Source organism: Emticicia sp. GW821-FHT11C11, from assembly GCF_058808615.1.
Map to the genome: position 1 here is coordinate 934456 of NZ_JBXARV010000002.1, position 21765 is coordinate 956220.

Annotated in this window: 14 protein-coding genes and 1 tRNA gene; 9 read left to right on the forward strand and 6 right to left on the reverse strand. The window is 41.7% G+C overall.

Annotated features, from left to right (window positions below):
* Positions 1 to 41 precede the first annotated feature (41 nt).
* From AC1RRY_RS13935 to AC1RRY_RS13950, 4 genes are all read right to left on the reverse strand, one after another.
* Complete coding sequence (locus AC1RRY_RS13935; protein WP_492819787.1) at positions 42 to 1061, reverse strand: energy transducer TonB; 1020 nt, start codon at positions 1059 to 1061, stop codon at positions 42 to 44.
* An 81-nt stretch (positions 1062 to 1142) separates the two neighbouring features.
* Positions 1143 to 1886, reverse strand: a complete 744-nt coding sequence (locus tag AC1RRY_RS13940) for a hypothetical protein (protein ID WP_492819785.1) — start codon at positions 1884 to 1886, stop codon at positions 1143 to 1145.
* A 7-nt stretch (positions 1887 to 1893) separates the two neighbouring features.
* A complete protein-coding gene (locus tag AC1RRY_RS13945; protein WP_492819783.1) occupies positions 1894 to 2643 on the reverse strand; it encodes a GNAT family N-acetyltransferase in 750 nt (249 codons plus the stop codon).
* Between the two features lie 187 nt (positions 2644 to 2830).
* A tRNA-His gene (locus tag AC1RRY_RS13950) sits at positions 2831 to 2906 on the reverse strand.
* Between the two features lie 91 nt (positions 2907 to 2997).
* Here AC1RRY_RS13950 and recG point away from each other — a divergent pair.
* The 9 genes from recG (at position 2998) to AC1RRY_RS13995 (ending at position 19605) form a co-directional block, all read left to right on the forward strand.
* The gene (gene recG / locus AC1RRY_RS13955; protein WP_492819781.1) at positions 2998 to 5103 is read left to right on the forward strand and encodes an ATP-dependent DNA helicase RecG; all 2106 of its coding nucleotides are present in this window, start codon (positions 2998 to 3000) and stop codon (positions 5101 to 5103) included.
* A 137-nt stretch (positions 5104 to 5240) separates the two neighbouring features.
* The gene (locus AC1RRY_RS13960; protein ID WP_492819779.1) at positions 5241 to 5939 is read left to right on the forward strand and encodes a SprT-like domain-containing protein; all 699 of its coding nucleotides are present in this window, start codon (positions 5241 to 5243) and stop codon (positions 5937 to 5939) included.
* A gap of 7 nt (positions 5940 to 5946) precedes the next feature.
* A complete protein-coding gene (gene porU / locus AC1RRY_RS13965; protein ID WP_492819777.1) occupies positions 5947 to 9384 on the forward strand; it encodes a type IX secretion system sortase PorU in 3438 nt (1145 codons plus the stop codon).
* A gap of 103 nt (positions 9385 to 9487) precedes the next feature.
* The gene (gene porV / locus AC1RRY_RS13970; protein ID WP_492819775.1) at positions 9488 to 10681 is read left to right on the forward strand and encodes a type IX secretion system outer membrane channel protein PorV; all 1194 of its coding nucleotides are present in this window, start codon (positions 9488 to 9490) and stop codon (positions 10679 to 10681) included.
* Positions 10682 to 10793: 112 nt separating this feature from the next.
* Complete coding sequence (locus tag AC1RRY_RS13975; protein ID WP_492819773.1) at positions 10794 to 13019, forward strand: carbohydrate binding family 9 domain-containing protein; 2226 nt, start codon at positions 10794 to 10796, stop codon at positions 13017 to 13019.
* A gap of 67 nt (positions 13020 to 13086) precedes the next feature.
* Complete coding sequence (locus AC1RRY_RS13980; protein ID WP_492819771.1) at positions 13087 to 13968, forward strand: glycerophosphodiester phosphodiesterase family protein; 882 nt, start codon at positions 13087 to 13089, stop codon at positions 13966 to 13968.
* Positions 13969 to 14087: 119 nt separating this feature from the next.
* On the forward strand, positions 14088 to 15608 hold the full coding sequence (locus tag AC1RRY_RS13985) for a GH3 auxin-responsive promoter family protein (RefSeq protein ID WP_492819769.1): 1521 nt from the start codon (positions 14088 to 14090) through the stop codon (positions 15606 to 15608).
* Between the two features lie 112 nt (positions 15609 to 15720).
* The gene (locus tag AC1RRY_RS13990; protein WP_492819767.1) at positions 15721 to 16941 is read left to right on the forward strand and encodes a metallophosphoesterase family protein; all 1221 of its coding nucleotides are present in this window, start codon (positions 15721 to 15723) and stop codon (positions 16939 to 16941) included.
* Positions 16942 to 16959: 18 nt separating this feature from the next.
* Entirely contained in the window at positions 16960 to 19605 is a 2646-nt protein-coding gene (locus AC1RRY_RS13995; protein WP_492819765.1) for an AAA family ATPase, read from the forward strand.
* Between the two features lie 72 nt (positions 19606 to 19677).
* Here AC1RRY_RS13995 and hemC read toward each other — a convergent pair whose 3' ends face one another.
* Together hemC and holB are read right to left on the reverse strand one after the other, a co-directional pair.
* Positions 19678 to 20622, reverse strand: coding sequence for a hydroxymethylbilane synthase (hemC, locus tag AC1RRY_RS14000; protein WP_492819763.1), 945 nt, complete (start codon positions 20620 to 20622; stop codon positions 19678 to 19680).
* A gap of 13 nt (positions 20623 to 20635) precedes the next feature.
* Positions 20636 to 21742, reverse strand: coding sequence for a DNA polymerase III subunit delta' (gene holB / locus AC1RRY_RS14005; RefSeq protein WP_492819761.1), 1107 nt, complete (start codon positions 21740 to 21742; stop codon positions 20636 to 20638).
* Between the last annotated feature and the right edge of the window lie 23 nt (positions 21743 to 21765).

The following is a 21765-nucleotide window of genomic DNA, read 5'->3' on the forward strand; positions in this document are numbered from 1 at the left end:
TAACATTGATAAATCCTATCTTTCGTTCAAGAGGGTAGGATTTATTTTTTAGCAGTATTACAGAACCTCTCCCACAACTCTGTTCCCTTTGCTTGTTGCAGATTTTTGAGTTGCAGCAGGTCTTCACACATCCGCTTTGTATCTTTCTTCAAGGCATAGGCGCTGGCTCTGCCATAATAAGCATCTACGTTTAAGGGGTTCTTTTCCAGACTCCAGGTATAATTTCTGATGGCCTCGTTATAGTTTTTCAGTGTAAGGTAATACTTCCCTTCCGACAGAAACTCGTTCGACTCCATTAATTTATCTTCATCGGCATCTTCAGTGGCATAAGGATTCTGTTGCTCAGACCAACCTAAATCAAAACCCATTTTTACTTCCACGTTCACAGGTTTACCTTCCCATTCTGCCGGTTGCCATTTACCTTCCGTTTTTTTAATGGCTGCAATCAACTTACTATTATGGCGCACACTGGTGCTTCTCAGAATCTCTATTCCTTTTACTTCTCCTGTGGTAGTTATAATAAAGCGGGCATAAAAATCAGCCGCTCTGTATTCGGGGAAATCAAAATTCCGGGAAATATAGTTGCTTGCCGATAACTCCGAATCCATAAAAAAGGGTTCAATGTAATTGGGTTTCAGCACATAAATCGTATCACCACCACGGGTCCGGTACTTATCGGGCATAAATCCGATGTTATATAAATGTGCAGGTGTAAAAGAAATTCGGAGGGTGTTTGCAGAAGAATCAGCCGATATTTGCTTTAATACCAGCTTAATATCGCTTAGTTGCTCAATCTTATAAAAGGTATCGCTTCCGATTGCTATTGTATCATTTTTCACCTTATATGGTCTGTCACCGGCTTTCCCGTCATAGACCACTCTCAGAATGCCGTCTTCCTGAAAAATATAGCGCAATTGCATATTCTTTATATTTCTATCCAGAATCGGGCTTCCGTCTTTTAAATTAATCTCTTCTTTTATCCAATCTCCTACCAGATTCTCTTTACTATTCTGTGCAAAAGCTACTGTTGAAATACAAATCAAAAACAAAGTTTTAAGCATATCATCATTCAATATTTGTATACGAAGTTAATAAAAACCAGGGCATCGCGCTATAAGCCATTGAGTTTTTTGCTTAAATGCTCAGCGTGACACTAATTTATCATAAATAGGTTTTAGCTGATCGTCTCCAAAACCATACACCCCTTCTTTTTCACTAAATAGTCCGAACACCTTGTAGAAAGCTGTTTCTCCATTTTCCATAATTTCTGTCAGCACACGCTCAGGTCTGGATAATTGTCCGTCAGCCGGAAACCGGTCTATATGTGCCTGACAGACTTCTTTCAAATATGGGAAACACACCGATTGACGCTGAGATAGTTGAGTCAAAGCCTCCAGGTCATGTTTCCGGTATGCCTGCCATAAATCTTTAGCCAGCTGGATATCTTCCGGTTCCAGCTTTATCCGGGTTAAAAGACTTGCCTCTAAATCGTCCACCCCGGCACGACCAAATTCCAGCCAGATGTCGGCCTCAGCCAGAAAAGTCGGGTAAACAACGTATGCTTTTCTGGCATTGGGTAATTCATCAATTAAAGAAATAACAAACCACATATTGACCTGACAAAACAAGTCGTACCCGAACCAGAGGTTGAAAACTGCGTCGGCCGGTGCATTGAATATTTGTTCAAACTCTGAAACCGAATATGCCTGATATTCATCAAGACTGATACCCAGGCTTTCAGCTCTGTTTCGCCAGAACTCTTCAAGAGTTTCACCTGCCAGGTTGCCGTCAATCAGTGCTTCGCGGGTAATAATGATATCCCCTTCTATTTCTGCCTCTCTGAAAGTATGAGCCAGAGCACCTCCATTTAAAATGTGATAATTCATGGTTTTGTCATTTTTTTACTTCTCCTATCAGCATTACACCGGCCACCTTCAGGCCGCCTTTTAACAAAGTAGCCTTCGAAGCCTTATTTTCTACATTGCACCGGGCGGCAGGTACTCTCCCGGCCCTGTTACATACTCGCTTCAGTTCCTGTATTAGAAAAGAGCCTAAGCCTTGTTGGCGATGGCTCTCTTTTATTTCCATATACAAATCTGCAAAAGGTTTGTTATAGTGCAATAAAAAATCTCCATTGCCTACTTCTTCCCCTGCTTTCTCAAGCACATAACCGCTGTCGCTTTCTGTTTGTTTGCCGTATAACTCTTCAAATTCTTTTCTGGCCTGAAAAGTAACACCCTCGGGGGCAGGCAAGTTGGGATACGGGCCATCTTCAAACAAAACAACCGGTGCATGTACGTTCACAGCAAATTCATAAAGCATCGTAGTGAGCAACAGCGCATTGCTCTGCGTTTCAATGTATTTAACGCCGGAAGCCGACAATAAGTATGGGAAAACCCTGCTGGCCAGATGCTGATACAAAGGCAGCAGATAAAACTCAAAGAGGGTATCTCTGTCAGGTATTTCCTGCCCTTGTACTGAGCCGTAGCCGATGATTATATCATCGGCATAAATCAGATAAGAATCTGACCAGCCACGCCCATGACAGGCATTATTTCTTACCTGCCGGTTTATTTCCTGCAGAAACAAATCACGATACGGCAGGATATCGTTCAGCGTTACCTTTTCAACTTTGAATTGCATGATATGGTGGAGTTGGATATCATACTTGTTAATTTTCGTATAGCAATTTATTGAAAAAATGTGGGATTTTAAGTACGTATTTTACAAAAGGCAGATGAATAATTTCAGCGGAAGAGTCGCCTTTTTTTTCTAAAAAAATCTCCTAAAAACAAAAACTCCCAAGAAACCAAGTTTCAAGGGAGTTTAAGGGAGGAATATGGGGCTCGAACCCACGACCTTCGGAACCACAATCCGACGCTCTAACCGGCTGAGCTAAGACCTCCATACCTGTTTAAGGATTGCAAATGTAGAGACTTTTTGCAAAAAATCAAAAAAAATTTGTTCATTTTTGCCCTTACTGCTAAATTCGATACCATGAGCGAGCGAAGAACATCTTTTTTTGATACAAAGATTGAAAACCTGAGAGTAATCGGCCCAACGAAAGTCGAGCTGCTTAATAAGGAACTCAATATCTTCACTTACGGCGATTTTATCGAATATTATCCTTTCCGGCACGAAGACCGCACGCAGTTTCATCGGATCAGCGAACTGAACGAGACCATGTATGCGGCGCAAATCAAAGGCCGGTTGCGTTCATGGGACAGAATTGGTGAAGGCGCCAAAGAACGGCTAGTAGCCCAGTTTACCGATGGCACCGGAATCATGGAACTGACCTGGTTTCAGGGACTAACTTTCCTAGAAAAAACCCTGCGCCTGCAAGGCGAATATATTGTGTATGGTAAGCCTACTATTTTTGGCAACAAATGGCAGATAAGCCATCCGGAAATGGATGTGCTTACCCCGGAAAACGAACAAGGCGGTTACTTTCAGTCCGTTTATTCATTGACTGAAAAACTCCGCAGACGATACATCGACAGTAAACAGATGAGCCGTTGGATGAAAGTACTGCTGGGTTCTGCCAGGCCCCACATCCGCGAGACACTGCCTGTTTCTTTGATTCATAAGTTCAGGCTTATTTCTAAGCAGGATGCGCTTTATCATATTCATCTGCCATTGAATGCCGAAACACTCAGGCAAGCCACCCGGCGTTTGAAATTTGAAGAACTGTTCTACAATCAGTTCCGGCTTATTAAGCAAAAGCTTATCCGTAAGCAGGATTTTGCCGGACAGGTATTCATCAAAACGCAGTTACTCACCGAGTTTTACCAGCATCATCTGCCATTTGATTTAACCAATGCACAAAAGAAGGTAATCAGGGAAATTTTTGAAGATTTGCGCTCAGGCAAGCAAATGAACCGGCTGTTGCAAGGCGATGTGGGCAGTGGCAAAACCATTGTTGCATTTATAACCATGCTACTGGCCATAGATAACGGCGCACAAGCCTGCCTGATGGCTCCGACGGAAATATTGTCAGATCAACACTATACCAATCTGAAAAAGTTCGCCGACCTGATAGGCATCAAAATTGCCGAGCTGACAGGCTCTGTCAACAAAAAAGGACGCAAGCTGATTGATGAGGGCATCCTTGACGGCAGTATCCAGATTCTGGTAGGCACACATGCTTTGCTGGAAGACCACGTGCAGTTCAAAAATCTGGGGCTGTGTATTATTGATGAACAACACCGCTTCGGGGTGGCACAAAGGGCCAAACTGTGGGACAAAAACCTGGATTTCAGGCCTCATATTCTGGTGATGACAGCCACGCCTATTCCACGCACGCTGGCTATGACACTTTATGGTGATCTGGATGTTTCGGTGATAGACGAGCTGCCGAAAGGGCGTAAGCCTATCCAGACCATCCATCGCTATGATTCTGACCGGCTGAGAGTATTTGAATTTATGCGTAGCGAAATCCGGAAAGGCAGGCAGGTATATATTGTGTATCCGCTGATTGAAGAATCTGAAACACTTTCATTTAAAAACCTGATGGATGGCTATGAAAGTATTGCCCGGGCTTTTCCGGAATATGCCCTGAGCATTGTGCATGGTAAGATGGGTTGGAAAGAAAAAGATTATGAAATGCAGCGTTTCAAAAATCAGGAAACGCAGATACTGGTGGCTACTACGGTAATTGAAGTAGGTGTTGACGTCCCCAATGCTTCTGTTATGCTCATTGAGAGCTCCAATCGTTTTGGTTTATCGCAGCTGCACCAATTAAGGGGCCGCGTGGGGCGCGGGGCAGAACAGTCTTATTGTATACTAATGACCGACTACAAACTGGCCAAAGAAACCCGCACCCGCATAGAAACCATGGTAAGAACCAACAATGGTTTTGAAATATCAGAAGTTGATTTGTCGCTTCGTGGACCGGGAGATATGGCGGGCACCCAGCAAAGCGGTATGCTAGACCTGAAAATGGCCGATTTAGCCAAAGACGGAGAGATTCTGAAATATGCCCGGGAGGCCGCCATTGAAATTCTGGATAATGATCCTGAAATAGAAAACCCCGAAAATGCACCTGTAAAACACCATCTGTTGAATCTGCGAAACAACGAAACCAACTGGAGCCGGATCAGCTGAAATTATCATTTCATATACTTTTGAAATATTTCATGCTACAATTTTGTTAGATATAGAAAGTGTGCTGTGTATCTTCTGCAAGAAAAAAGTGCCTTTGAAGATTTTATCTTCTATTTTTGATTAAAAAAGTGTTTTCCATGTCCATTACCCGATTATTTAAAACCGTTACAAGAGCTCTGCAGGAAAAACCGTCGCCGCCTCCGCCTGTTACCTACAGCCCGGATGTTGCCCGAAAAATGCATGAAATGCTGAACAAGCACGTGCCTGCATGGGCCGTAGACTATTGCCTGACACTCTGGAAAGAACAACCCTTTTCTTTTAAAATTACCCGCACGCGCAGTTCGTGCTTTGGCAATTACACGTTTAAAGACGGGCAGCATAAAATTACGATTAACAACGATCTGAATGCCTATGCGTTCACGATCACCTATATTCATGAAATTGCGCATCAGCGCGCCTGGCTTAACAAAACACGCAGGAAAATAGACCCTCATGGCGCCGAATGGAAGAAAAGTTTTCAGGTTTTGATGGCTCCGTTACTGAATCAACATGTTTTTCCGGAGCCGATTCTGATACCTCTGAAAAAATATATGAGTAATCCGGCTGCCTCGTCAGTAAGTTATGCGCCTCTGGCAAAAGCTTTACAAAGTCATGACCTGACACCCCAAAGCGGCATCTTGTTGTCGGATGTACCAGATAATCAATGGTTCACTTTCCGGAATACGGTTTTTCAACGGATTGAGAAACGTCGCACCCGTGTGCTATGCATGGAACGTAATTCTAAACGACGATACACTATATTGGCCACTGCGAGGGTTGATTTAACAGAAGGATAATAAGTGCATGGCTCTCTATCGGACAAATAATGCTTTTTGGAGATTTTCAGGCTCTTCTTTTCAATGGAAGAGTTGGTTATATTCTGCCTGTATTTTTCTGTTGAGCCTGTATAAGCTTCAGGCACAGCCTTCTGTTTTGAGCAAAGGTACATGGTATAAAATTGCAACTAACCAAACGGGCATACACAAAATAAACGCTGACTTTCTGAAAAAAGCCGGTGTTGACATCAGCAAAGTTAATCCGCAAAATATAAGACTCTATGGTAATGGCGGAGCTATGTTACCTCAGGCCAATTCTCAAAGCCGACCTACAGATTTAACAGAAAATGCCATTGAGGTAACCGGTGAAAACGACGGCAGATTTGATGACGCCGATTATATTCTTTTTTATGCCGAAAGCCCGAATATTACATTTTATAATGAAACCACGCAGCAATTCGGGCATCAGCAAAACTACTATTCAGATACTACGTTTTATTTTCTGACTATTTCTGATTCAAAAGGTCTGCGCATTGCGGATGCGAATACTGTTGAATCGACTAACGCTATCACTACTTTTGATGATTTCAGATTCCACGAGTCAGACCTTAAAAACCTGATAAGTTCAGGGACAAGAGAACTGGGAGGGTCTGGCAGAGAATGGTATGGCGAGGGTTTAGGACTAAGTACCGAACTCAGTTTTGACCATACCATTGAAGGTCTGGTGCCGAATTCAGTCATAAAAGTAAAAACATCAGGTATAGGGGTTGCTTATGCTGCTACCCTGTTAAATCTGAAACTTAACGGTAACTCACTGGGTAATCTCACCTTTACTCCGATCAGAGCCGGGCAATACGATGCAAAAGGTATTTATGACCTGAAAGGAACCGAAAGCAACGGCACTTTTACCACTACCATTGGTAACGGAAATACAGTAAAACTTACTTACACGTACAATAAAGGCGGACAATCTACTGCTAATGCCTACCTGAACCATTATGAAATTCAGTCGAAACGGAGTCTGCAATTTTATGAATCTCAAACCATTGTCCGGTCATTAGAAAGCCGTTCAAATGCAACGAGCTTGTTTAGAGTAACCCAAAGCACGCCGCAATCGAAAATCTGGGATATTACTAATCCGCTGTTTCCCCGAAATATCTCCTATACACGCAATGGTTCAGAAGTCAGTTTCGGAATAACAACCGAAGGTGTGTTAAAAACATTTGTGCTGTTCTCAGATAAAAACCTGCCGGAACCCCGAACCATTGAAAAAATTGGTAGTCAGAACCTGCATGAAGCTGAAGTGCCGGATCTATTGATTGTAACATTACCTGAATGGAAAAACCAGGCGCAAAGACTGGCCGATTTCAGAACCGCTAACGACGGCCTTTCGGTATTGGTAGTAACAGCGCAGAAAGTTTACAATGAATTTGCTTCTGGCAAACCTGATGTAAGTGCCATTCGCGATTTTGCCCGGTTTTTATGGCTTAAAAAGTCCGGGAAACTGAAATACCTACTCCTATTCGGCGATGCCACCTACGATTACAAAAACAACAATCAGTTTTCGTTTGTCAATCCGAATCTCTATATACCTACTTACGAAAGCCGGGAATCGTTGAATCCCGTTTTAAGTTTTTCTTCTGATGATTACCTTGGTTTTCTGGAAACACATGAGGGCGACTGGACAGAAGATAATCAGGGGAATCATACACTTGATATTGGTGTGGGGCGCTTGCCCGCCAAGTCGGCCGAAGAAGCCCGGAATATTGTTGATAAGTTGGTCTATTATGCGCAAACCAACAAAACAACCGGAAAATGGCGAGGGAAAATAAGTTTTATAGCTGACGACGGCGACGGCAACGTTCATCAGTCAGACGCTGACCAGATTGCAACTACGCTTGAAACACAGGATAAAAACCTATCTATCAACAAAATTTATGTTGATGATTTCAAACAGTTGGCAACCTCAACCGGTACAATAGCCCCCGATGCCAACAAGGCATTAAACAAAGCAGTAAACGAGGGTAGTCTGATTGTAAATTATAGCGGCCATGGTGGCCCTGAAGGATGGACCGAGGAAAAAATACTGACCACTGACCAGATTGCGACCTGGAAAAATCTGGGGAACATGCCTTTGTTTTTGACCGCCACGTGTTCTTTCGGTCGTTTTGATGACCCCTCAGTAGTTTCAGGAGCAGAACTGGCCTTGCTTAGCCCACGAGGCGGAGCCATTGGTTTACTGACTACCACCCGACCTGTTTATTCGTATACCAATTTTTTATTGAACAAGGCTTTTTATTCGGGCTTCGTTTTACACAAACAAAATACTGACTCGCGGTTGGGCGATATTTTCAGAATTACCAAAAACAACTCGCTCAGCCATGTCAATAATCGTAATTTTTCACTTCTCGGCGATCCGTCTATGAAGCTGGCTTATCCGGCTGATAAAGTTACTATTACAAAAATAAATAATCAGAATCCGGAGAATCAGGTTCTGAAAGCCCTGGCAAAAGTTTCTATTGAGGGCGAAACAAGAGATGCTGATACCGACAAACTAAAAAATGATTTTAACGGTTATGTTATCGTTTCTGTTTTTGACAAGCCTTCAACGGTAAGCACACTTGGCCAGAAAACGGAGAAATTCAGGTACCAGATTTATCAGAACAAGCTCTTCGAAGGAAAGGTAGCTGTTAAAAAAGGTATTTTTTCTGTTAATTTTATAGTTCCTAAAGATATCAACTACCAATTGGGGCAAGGGAAAATTACCTGCTATGCCGTTAATGCAGATAGTAGCCGCGATGCTATCGGCAGTTTTGACGATATTCTTGTAGGCGAAAGCGCGCCCATTACAAACGCAGATACCAAAGGCCCCGAAATTGAACTTTTTGTAGATAAAAACAATACTCTGGAAGCCAGCATTTCCGACGAAAGCGGTATTAATCTGTCTCAGGCAGGAATTGGTCATGAGATAATTATTACACTTAACGATACCTTACAAATAGTTGCTAATCAATATTTTACAAGCACAGACGATTATACGAAAGGCTTATTAAAATATGCATTGGGGAAACTCCCGGCGGGCACACACAACCTTAAATTAAAAATATGGGATACTTATAATAATTCCACGGAGGTATCGTTAGATTTCGTAGTAGACAACGAAAAGTTTAAACTACTTCAGGTATATAATTACCCTAATCCTTTTCAGAGAGCAACTAATTTTCGGATTGAACATAACGCTGATGGTGAAGACATTACCTTTCACGTTGAGGTGTTTGATAAATCAGGTAAGAAAGTTTTTGAGAAGTATGAACAATGTTATGTTTGTTTAAATACCTTAAACATAGACATGACACTCGACTCTCAGAACTTGATAGACGGCACTTATTTTTATCGGATTACTGCCAGTTTTTCAGAGAAAAAAATAAAAACTTATGCGTCCGGGAAATTAGTATTTTGGAAGTAAATAAGAAAAACTGTTATATTTGGTGCCTTCAATTACTAGAATCTGATATATACATATAATATAAAAAGTACCCCCAAAAGGGTGGAATGAAAAAAAAGCTCTCATGAAAAGCAAATTATTGGCCACTTTGGCATGTTTAGTTTTAATAAATTCATTGTCTGCTCAAGCACAAACGAACCCTACGTTTGAGAAAAGAGTGGTTTCAACTGCTGTGCCCTTTCTTACCTTTTCACCAGACTCAAGAGGAGCCGCTTTAGGCGATGCCGGTGCCGCCTCTTCTCCGGATGCAAATTCCTTGTATTGGAACACCGCTAAATTGTCATTTATTGACCGGGATCTGGGTTCAACTGTTACATATACACCCTGGCTGAGAGATATAATCGACGACATGGGTCTACTACATGCGGCTATTTATAAGAAATTTGAAAGAGACCAGGCGGTAGGTTTATCTATGACCTATTTTGATCAGGGGAGATTTGATTTCATGAATATGTATGGCGAAAATACCGGAACATTTGAATCAAAAGATTTCAATATTACAGCCGGTTATTCGAGTAAACTGAACAGAGACATGTCAATGGGTGTAAATCTTAAATACATACACTCTAACCTTGTTGGTACACAGGTAATTAATCAGGTGGCAAGTAAACCGGCGAATACAGTGGCCGGCGACATCTCATTTTTCTATATGAATAATTCGCCAAGTGTGAAAAACCGTGAAAAAGGCGCTTCTTTTTCGGGTGGTGCAGTAATTCAGAACATCGGTGGTAAAATAAGCTATGGCCGTGAGACGAAATACTTCATACCAACCAATCTTAAACTGGGTGGTGGATTAAACTATAAAATAGATAATTATAACCAGTTCAATTTTCTGGTTGACGTAAATAAATTACTGGTACCGACACCTCCGTTAAGAGATAATAACGGAAACGTTGTAAAAGGGAAAGACCCTAAAGATGTTAGTTCCATTCAGGCCATATTCTCGTCATTTACCGACGCCCCTGATGGCTTCAAGGAAGAATTGAGAGAATTTACAGGTTCTTTTGGTGTTGAATACCTGTATAATAATATGTTTGCCGTTCGGGGAGGATACTTCGTACAAAGCGCGTTCAAAGGCGGGGAGAAATATGTTACAAGTGGTCTGGGTTTAAAATTCAAAAACAACTATGGTATTGATCTTGCTTACCTGATTCCGGTTTCGCAAGGAAACGCACTGGCCAATACCTGGCGTATCACGCTGATTTTTGATATGCAGGCAAAGAAAACGAAAGATTCAACAGATGAATTAAGCCAATAGGCACATCTAATACTATTAAAAACAAAAACCTCACAGAATTTTAAATTCTGTGAGGTTTTTGTTTTTAGCTTCGTAAATTTACTGTCTCAACCTTATAATCTTTATTAATACTTTGAAACCTGTATTACAAAAACCTTTTTACATTACCCTTAGCCTTTTTGTTTTTCTTACCTTAAACACTTATGCTCAGAAGAAAAATGATAAAATAGAATATCGCATTCATCGGGCCACTTCTCCGATTAAGATCGACGGGATTCCGGATGAAAGAGCCTGGGCAGAATCACAACTGGCCTCTGATTTTTATCAGGTTTTACCTATGGACACCAGCAAAGCTTTTGTGAAAACAGAGGTAAAGATGACCTACGACGACAAAAATCTTTACGTTCTATTCATCAATTACGAAAAAGTCCCGGGTCCGTACATGGTTGAATCGCTGAAACGTGATTTTAACTTCGGTAAAAACGACAACGATTTACTTTTTATTGATACTTTCGACGACCAGACCAACGGTTTTACTTTTGGTGCCAATGCACATGGCGCGCAATGGGATGGCTTATTATACAATGGTAGTTCGGCCAACCTGAGCTGGGAAAACAAGTGGACGTCTGAAGTTAAATATGATGACGACAAGTGGGTTTGGGAAGCCGCCATTCCGTTTAAGACACTCCGTTATAAAAAGGGTATTACCCGCTGGGGTGTAAATTTCAGTCGTCTGGATTTAAAAACCACTGAAAAATCAGCCTGGGCGCCTGTTCCCCGTCAGTTTCCAACGGCTTCATTAGCTTATGCCGCCTCACTGGTTTGGGATGAACCACCACCACAGGCAGGCTCGAATATTTCTATTATTCCGTATACTTTGGGCGGTGTCAGGGCTAATCATGAAACCAGCTCCCCTACCAAGCTGCGGGGAGATATCGGCTTCGATGCCAAAATTGGTCTTACGTCTTCTCTGAATCTGGATTTAACCGTTAACCCGGATTTCTCTCAGGTAGATGTTGACCAGCAACAAACCAACCTGGACCGCTTTGAATTATTGTTTCCGGAAAGAAGACAGTTCTTTCTGGAAAACGGCGATTTATTCTCCAACTTCGGTTACCAGAATATCCGTCCTTTCTTTTCGCGGCGTATCGGTTTGAATGCGCCGATTAACTTCGGAGTCAGACTAAGCGGTAAGCTTAATAAAGACTGGCGAATTGGCTTTATGAACATGCAAACCGGAAAAAATGAAACGGGTATACCCGCGCAGAATTTCGGTGTAATAGCTTTGCAGCGCCGGGTGTTTGCCCGTTCTAATATAGCTATTATGATGGTTAATAAAGAGACACTTAATTATGGAGTTACCTCAGACTCTATCATTAAATTGAATAATCTCACACAATTCAATCGCAATATTGGTGTTGAGTATAACCTTGCTTCAAAAAACAATGTATGGACAGGGAAACTTCTGTATTTAACTTCGTTTACGCCAACTGCTAAAAATAATGATGATGTTTTTGCAGGTAATATTCTTTATACCTCCAAAAAATGGGTTACCGGTGTGCAGTTTGAGCGGGTTGGGTACAGTTATTCGGCCGAGGTCGGATATGTGCCACGTATCAATTATGGCAAAGTAAACCCACAAATTGCATATTTGCTGTTTCCGAAAGCCGGGGGTACAATTCTGAGTCATGGCCCGTCTTTAATACTGACTCATTACCTTACAAAGGATTTTTCGCAGGAAACTGAAAACGAAAAGCTGATTGGCTATAAAATCAATTTCAGAAAAACCAATACCCTGTTTATATGGGGCGCGCATAATTATGTAAAACTCCTTAATCGTTTTGACCCAACCAACTACGCCGGCGTATTTTTACCGGCCGGGAGCGAACACAAATGGAATTCCTTTGGTTTTGATTATACGTCTAAGCCACAGGCCTTGTTGACCTATCTGGTTTCAACGCGCTATGGTGGGTATTATGCCAACGGAACACGCCTGCGTTTAAATGGTGAGGTAGGGTATCGGTTCCAGCCTTATGTGGCCATTACCATGAGCGCCAACTATAACCGACTGGCTTTTGAACAAGACCCGATTCTGCCGAAAGAATTAATAAATAAACAATATAATCTTTGGCTGCTAGGCCCTAAAATTGATGTTACCTTTACAAATAAATTGTTCCTGACTAATTTTGTACAGTTTAACAACCAGAACAACAATTTCAATATCAATACCCGTTTACAATGGCGGTATAGCCCGGCGTCTGACTTGTTTCTGGTTTATACCGACAACTATTTTTCTGATACCTTTCAGGTCAGGAACAGAAGTCTGGTTGTGAAATTTACTTATTGGTGGAACGTTTGATTCCGATTAATCCGCATAACACACCTTTGTGCTGCGTTTATTATTTACTATTCAATCATAACATTAAATGAAAGCCTTATTATTCTTTTTGTTTCCGGTTTTAGCAATGGCACAAACTACAACTTTCGAAATTGAAGGCCACCGTGGAGCGCGTGGTTTAGTACCAGAAAATACCATTCAGTCGTTTAAAAAAGCCATTGATCTGGGCGCCCATGTCATTGAGCTAGACGTGGTTATTTCAAAGGACAAAAAAGTGGTGGTATCGCACGATACTTACTTTAATCCGGACATCACAACCGACCCTAAAGGCATATTTATAAGTAAAGAAACACAGGGGAATCTGTATGAACTGGATTATAAGGAAATCAAAAAATATGACGTGGGTTCGAGAGGCAATAAGGGGTTTCCGGAGCAGGAGAAAATGAAGGCTTATAAACCTTTATTGACAGAGACTTTCAGAGAGATTGAAAAATATACCAGAAAAAAAGGTCTGCCTCCTATAAAATACAATGTGGAAATAAAAAGCAGCGAAAAAGAAATAGGAAAAACTCAACCTGATGTTACCGCGTTTTCAGATCTGGTTTATGATATTATTGTGAAAGAAGTGCCTCTTGAAAGAGTAAACGTGCAGAGTTTCGATTACAATATCCTGAAACACTGGTATGCACAAACACAGGCAGGCAAATATAAAAAAATGGCCATCGCTGTGCTATTAGACCCCAGAGCTAATAATGATGTGCAGGTGAATCTTGATAAACTGGGTTTTAAACCTGATATCTGGAGCCCTTACTTCACGCAGGTAAATGCTGAAAGAGTAAAACAGCTGCATGATTTGGGCATCAGAATTATTCCATGGACAGTCAATAAACGTGACGAGATGGAAAAGGTAAAGGCTTTGGGTTGCGACGGCGTAATAACCGACTACCCTGACCGAGCAAAAGGTTTGTAAAACTATGTTTCATAAACAAATCTGAACACTTCGGGTTAAGTACATAAAACAAGATTTTTCAAATAGCATACAAAGAAATTTATATAATTTAGACCGTATTTTAGAACACTTTATTTGGTGTGAGCATTTTAAACGACATACTCGGTTTTTTTATCAAGAGGCGTATTGAGCGCATTGAAGAGTTTTTGCAATACCCCATTGAAACCCAGCAACGTATTTTTCATGAGCTTGTAGAAAATGCCCGCTATACAGAATGGGGGCTGAAATATGGCTATGGAAGCATAGAAACTATTAAGGATTTTCAGGAGCGGGTACCGATTTCTACTTACGAAGAGCTTTATCCGTATATAGAAAGGGTATTGAAAGGCGAACAGAACGTGCTATGGTCGTCAGATATCAAATGGTTTTCAAAATCATCAGGCACTACCAATTCGCGCAGCAAGTTTCTGCCGGTTTCTGAAGAATCACTGGAAGACTGCCATTACAGAGGGGGTAAAGACGTGATGACGTTGTATCTGAACAACCGTCCAGACACCCGGCTTTTTGAAGGCAAAGGTTTATCTATAGGAGGAACGCTTCATAAAAATCCATTTAATCCAAATACGCAGGCAGGCGATATATCAGCGGTAATCATGAAAAACCTGCCTACCTGGGCAGATTTTATCCGCACTCCGCCCATCGATGTAGCGCTGATGGAAAGCTGGGAAGACAAAATGCAGCAAATGATAGAAATTTGCTCGCAGGAGAACGTAACAAGTATTCTCGGCGTACCGACGTGGACAGTCGTGTTGCTTGAAAACATTATGGAACGCGCAGGGAAGAAAAACATGCTGGAAGTGTGGGAAAACTTCGAAGTATTTGTGCATGGCGCTGTTGCTTTTCAGCCTTATCGGGAGCTGTTTAAGAAGAAATTCTTTCCATCTGACCAGGTGGCTTATATGGAGACCTACAACGCCTCTGAAGGCTTTTTTGCCATACAGGATGAACTTGGAAGAGTAGGTGAAATGTTATTAATGCTCGACTACGGTGTTTTCTATGAGTTTATACCGATGGAAGAATGGGATAAAGACCATCCGAAAACGTTGTTGCTTGATGAAGTAGAACTGGACAAAAACTATGCACTGGTGATTTCGACCAATGCAGGTTTATGGCGATATAAAATAGGAGATACTGTGAAGTTTACCTCTAAGTATCCGTTTAGAATTAAAGTAAGCGGCCGCACCAAGCATTTTATTAATGCATTTGGTGAAGAGGTTGTTATAGAAAATGCAGATGTGGCCATTACAGAAGCCTGCGTTGCAACCGGAGTAACTATGGTTGATTATACTGCCGGTCCTGTCTACATGGGTGAGGGCAACAAGGGTTGCCACGAATGGATAGTTGAGTTTTCGAAACAACCGGATGATGAACGCCTTTTTGTGCAGATTCTGGATGAAACCCTGCGAAAGGTTAATTCAGATTATGATGCCAAACGTTATAAAGATATGGCCCTGCTGGCTCCTAAAGTACATTTTGTAGAAAATGGTACGTTCTATCAATGGATGTCGAAACGGGGGAAGCTGGGTGGACAAAACAAAGTACCACGCCTGAGTAATTCGCGCGAATATATTGATGATATTCTTGAGATGGTAAAAACTTGATATCAGTACTTACTGATGCCCGTTTTAAAGCCACTCATTTATGAAATAAGTGGCTTTTGTGTTTAATACCCTCAAAGCAAATCGGGGTAGGTTCAACAATCTAAACAAACCCATGAAAATTTTACACACTGCCGACTGGCATTTAGGGAAAAGGCTGGATAATTACCTGCGCCTGGAAGAGCAACGGGAAGTTTTGCAGGAAATATGTGAAGTTGCCGAGCGTGAGGCGGTTGATGCAGTTATTGTAGCTGGAGACCTATTCGATAATTTCAACCCGTCGTCGGAAGCGATGGAGTTATTATATGCTACCCTTCACAGGTTATCAGCCAATGGGAGCCGTGCGGTGGTGGCCATTGCCGGTAATCATGACTCCCCCGAACGCATTGAAGTGCCCGATGCCCTGGCACGGGCCTGTGGAATAATCTTTGTCGGGTTTCCGAATATGCGTGTCAAACCTTTTAAAACCCGCGCCGGGCTTGAACTTACAAAAGTTGACAACGGTTTCATTGAATTGCAGATACCCGGCAACGATTTCCCGCTGCGTATTTTGTTGACTCCCTATGCCAATGAACAACGCCTGAAAACCTTTCTGGGCATAACCGAAACCGATGAAGGTCTTCGTGCTCATCTGCAAAACCATTGGCAAACACTGGCAGATAAATATCTGGACGATCAGGGTTTTAACTTGTTGGCAACTCACCTTTTTTTTATGAAAAAAGGCGGAGAAATGCCGGAAGAACCGGAAGACGAAAGACCGATTTTACATATTGGCGGAGCCTCTGCCATTTACTCTGAAAATGTGCCCCCACAGGTGCATTATGTAGCCTTGGGGCACCTACATCGCTATCAGGAAATTGACACTGTTCCCGCACCTGTGATTTATTCGAGCAGCCCACTTGCTTACAGTTTTTCAGAGGCCAATCAAACCAAGTATGTGGTACTCATTGAAGCAGAAATGGGTAAATTAGGCACATATAAACCCATTGCGCTTACTAAAGGAAAAGTGCTGTTGAGAAAACGATGCGAAACTATAGATGAGGCACTGGTATGGCTTCAGGAAAACACTGATGCGCTGGTTCAACTCACTATTGTTTCTGATAAATACCTGGAGGCAACCGAGAAAAAGCGTTTATTGGATGCTCACAACGGCCTGATTCAGATAATCCCGGAAATCAAGAACCTGAATGACAATTCTCTTGATACTACAAGAATCGATCTTTCGATGAGTGTGGAAAAACTCTTTGAGGAGTATTTTAAAAGCAAAAAAGGGCAGGAAGTGTCAAACGAACTGATGTTGCTTTTAAAAGAGGTGCTGGCGGAAGGAGATGAATAACAAAAACTGATTAGATGTATGATTCCTCAATATCTTAAAATAAAAGGGCTCTATTCTTATAAAACCCAGCAGGAGATTGATTTTTTCAATCTTACTGAGGCTTCTTTGTTTGGTATCTTCGGTTCGGTGGGGAGCGGTAAGTCTTCTATTCTTGAGGCCATCGTTTTTGCACTGTATGGCGACACTGAACGCTTGAATAAATCAGGCGATGAGCGTTACTATAACATGACCAACCTGAGTTCTGATGAACTGCTCATAGATTTTACTTGTCTGGCCGGAAAAGAAGATAACAAATATCGCTTTGTTGTTCAGGGTCGACGTAACAGCCGGAATTTCAGAGACGTAAAGGTTGAGCGAAAGGTTTATCAATGGCTCAATGAAACATGGATGCCCATTTCGATCGACGAAGTAACTGAAAAGGTGATAGGTTTAAGCTATGAGAATTTCCGGCGCACGGTAATTATTCCGCAGGGTAATTTTCAGGAGTTTATTGAATTAAAAGGCCGGGAGCGTTCTGAAATGATGAAAGTCCTTTTTGGGTTGGAACGGTTCGATCTCGCCGAAAAAAACAAGCGTTTAACTGAACGGAACGGGCAGGAATTACAGCGAATAGAAGGGCAGCTATTAAGTTTAGGCGAAGACACCCCCGAAAGCATTGCCAAAAGGGAACAGGATTTACAGCAGAAAAAAGAACTGAGCAAAAACCTTGAAACCGAACTCACACTCCAGCGAAATGAAGAAAAAAAGCAGGATGAGCTCTTTAAACTGTTTGCCAACCTGAGTACTACTACCCAAAAACTGGATATACTGAAAGAGAAAGAAAACTGGTTTAAAATGCGGGAAGATAAATTGAAGCTCTATGAAAAATGCGTGCTGAATTTTAAATCTTTATTTGACCAGAAAATAATTAAAGAAAGAGAATATAATCGCGAAAAGTCAGAAATCAGTGCTAACCAAACCTTACTGGCAGATAAACAGATTCGTTTTCAGAATATTTTGGCAGAACTCCATAAAATCAGGCCCTTTTATGATAAACGGGATGAATATGTCGAGAAAGCTAAAGAACTTAATACTTTGAAAAGTCTGAAAACCATAGAAAAAGAAAGAACTAAACTTGAGGAAAGAATAGCAAACGGGAAGGACCTAATAAAAGCAAAAGAAGAGGGTATACAAAAGCTTCTGAACGATAAAAATACGGTAGAAATCAATCTTGAAAAAAGAAAGACAGAGCTAAAGGAACAAAAAACCGAACTGAAACTGGAAGAAGACCTGGTGCATCTACGGGTGCAGAGATCATTACAAAAGTTTGCTGATGCACTAAAGGATAACGAACCCTGCCCTCTCTGTGGTTCGGTGCATCATCCGGAAATCCTTAATTCAGATGAGGATTTTGATGCAAAAATCAGTGCGATTGTTCAGAAGAAAGAAAGTCTGAAAGCTGAATTAGAACAGGCAGAAGCTCAAATTAAACTTTTCGGTGTGCAGATTGAAAAGGAAAATGCTGAGAAAACCGAAAAATTTGAAAAAGGGTTGGCCAAACTTGCTGAACAACTGGCTGGTATTGAGGCACAAAAATCGATATTGTCAGGTCAATTGAAACAACTAATCCCGGGTGATTTTGAAGAGAAAAGCATTGAAGAAATAGAAGCTCAACAGATTAAAGCAGAAAGTGACCATAAAAAAATTGTTGAGAGTTTTAATCAGCTCGATGCTGAACACCGTGCTGTAGAAGGTTTAATAAAAACAACTGAAGGTGTTTTGAAAACTTTATTGTCTAACCTTGACAATCATGCAAAGGCTCTGGAGACGATACGGTATAATATCGGGATACAATTAAAACAAGATGGTTTCGAAACTGAAACAGAAGTAGCGGAGATTCTGAAACAAAACCTGACCATTGAAAAAGAGCGACAGGAGATTCAGAGCTTTCAGACAGAATTGCTGGCCACTTTACAAACACTTGAACAACTATCAAAAGATGCGCAAGGCAAACAATATGAGCCGGAGAAACATACTCTGATTAAGGAGGCCATTAAAGTAAGCGAAGCACGGTTTACTGAATTAAAGAAAGAGGAAGGAAGTCTGGAAAAAGAGATTCAGAGCGCTATCGAAAATCTCAAAAACAGACAGATACTCACTGCCGAAAAGAAAAGGCTGGAAATAAGAAAAGATAACCTGGATACCCTTCAAAAGCTGTTTAAGGCCAATGGGTTTGTAGATTTTGTATCAAGTATTTATCTGAAAAACCTGGCTAATGCGGCCAATGAACGTTTTCACCGCATGACACGCCATCAGTTGCATTTAGAAGTAAATGCCGATAATGATTTTGAAGTACGAGACTTGCTGAATAGCGGCAAAACCCGATTGCTCAAAACCCTCTCGGGCGGGCAAAAGTTTCAGGCGGCTTTGTCTTTAGCATTGGCATTGGCAGATAATATTCATACCCGTGTTCAGTCACGCCATAATTTCTTTTTTCTTGATGAAGGGTTCGGCTCTTTGGATAAAGAGTCTCTGCAGATAGTTTTTGAAACCTTGAAATCGCTTCGTAAAGAAAATCGAATAGTAGGTATCATTTCGCACGTGGAAGAATTGCAGCAGGAAATACAGACTTTCTTAAAAATAGAAAACACTGAAGAGGGCAGCCGAGTGTCTAAAAGCTGGTAAAATAAAACAATCAGGCGGAATTTGTCACGAATACAAATAAAGAAAGCCCATTCTACTACGTGGGCTTTTGAGCTAATTCCGTAATTTTTCTCTTATCTCTCTTAATATTTCTGTTCCTCCCTTAGCTAAAACATTTTCAGCCACTTGTATACCCAGGCCTTCGGGGTCATCAACAGTTGTTTCTTCTTCTACCTTAATAAGTTTTGTTCCATCCAGGCTGATGAGTCCGGCTGTCATTTTTAAATGAACGCCCCCTCGCTCATTCGATTCAAGAGATGCTTTGCCAAAAGAAGGAATCGAACAGCCTCCCTGCAGCCTTTTCAGGTAAGCTCTTTCGGCCAGCAGACACTTCTCGGTCTGGGCATCATTAATTAAAAGCTTTATCATCAACTTTTTTTCGTCGGCTAAATCTTTCGATGCTTCAATGGCCACACAACCCTGCCCTACCGGTGGCACAAATTCATTAAGCGGCAGATGCTCTGCTATCAGCTCGTCATAATGCATGCGGTGTACACCGGCATAAGCCAGCAAAAGGGCATCACAGTGTTTTTCTTCCAGTTTACGTAAACGTGTCTGCAGGTTACCGCGCATATCTACCACCCTAATATGCGGATAATAATATTTCAGCATGGCTACCCTGCGGGTGGAAGAGGTACCTATCACAAAAGATTCACCGCTTTGCAATGACAATTGTTGATTGAAACTCACAAGCACATCGTTCACTTGTTCGCGTTCGGTAAAGGCTATAATTTCGAGATCTGACTCCAGTTCTGATTGCAAATCTTTTGCCGAATGAACCGCTATGTCTATTTCACCACTGCGAAGCTGGTCTTCCAGTTCTTCTGTAAAAACTCCCTTACTGCCGATTTTAGACAAAGAGCGGTCTAATATTTTATCTCCCTTGGTTTCAATAATTACTATCTCTGTGTCTACTCCTTTAGCTTTCAGCTTATCTTCTACATAATAAGCCTGCCATAAAGCCAATTTACTGCCGCGGGTACCAATTTTTATTTTCATATACCTATGCTATTTATGCTTTTGCCATTAAACGGGCAATCATTAACGAAATATCTAAAAAAACTATTTTAGCCCTGGCGTTTCTTTCAATATGATAATGCGATTCGCTGAATATCCCGGTTATGTGTTCCAGATTATTGAGGTTAATTGCAGAAGAGAACCTTTGTACAAATACCAGTTCGTCGTTCTCCAGTCTGATAAGACTTCCCCCGCCATTGGTATATAAGAAAATTTCTCTGAACATGCTCAGACCATACTCCAGCATCGCTTTTTGTTGTTCCTTGGTTTTAGTATCAAACTCGTCGGCCATCGGCACCAGTTTCTGCAGATTTTTTGCATAGCACATCCGCATCCAATTTACAAACCAGGCATGATCGTCATCATCCGATTTATCTACTATTTCAAGTGCCCTGTGTATATTACCTTCTGCTAAAAAGGCAATCTGTCTGGCTCTTTCCGGTGGAACCTCCTTGCCTGCTGACAAATAACTGATTGTTTCCTGCTCTGTAAAGTTCCTGACAGCTACGCGTTGCGTACGGGAAATAATGGTGGTCAGTAAACGCTCCATGCTACTTACCACCAGCAGAAACAGGGTCTGCTCGGGTGGTTCTTCCAGAATCTTCAATAAGGCATTGGCGGTTGTATTGTGCAGATATTCCGCCTGCCAGATGATAACAATCTTATATCCTCCTTCATAAGATTTCAACGAAAGCTTCTGAATCAACTGACGGGCTTCTTCAGCAGGGATATTCCCCTGCTTTACTCCTATTTTCTCAAGCCAGTCAGAAAGGTTGCCGTATGGTGTTTCTTTAACAAAGTCCCGCCATTGAGACATAAAGTTCTCAGATAGTACACTTTTACCCCCTGCCGTCGGGAAAAGATAGCTGACATCCGGATGCGCCAGTTTACTCATTTTTGCGCAGCTTGCACAGCGCCCGCAGGCATCATCCGATTGTTTGTCTTCACAGTTAATATAGGTAGCGTAAGCCAACGCCAATGCCAGATTCGCTGTTCCTTCGTTTCCGTGAAACAACTGGGCATGCGCCACATGATTATTGGTTATGGTACCAATAAGTGACTGTTTGATATCGTCAAGACCTGTGATTTCGCGAAAAAGCATAGCGCAAAGTTAAGACATTCTCA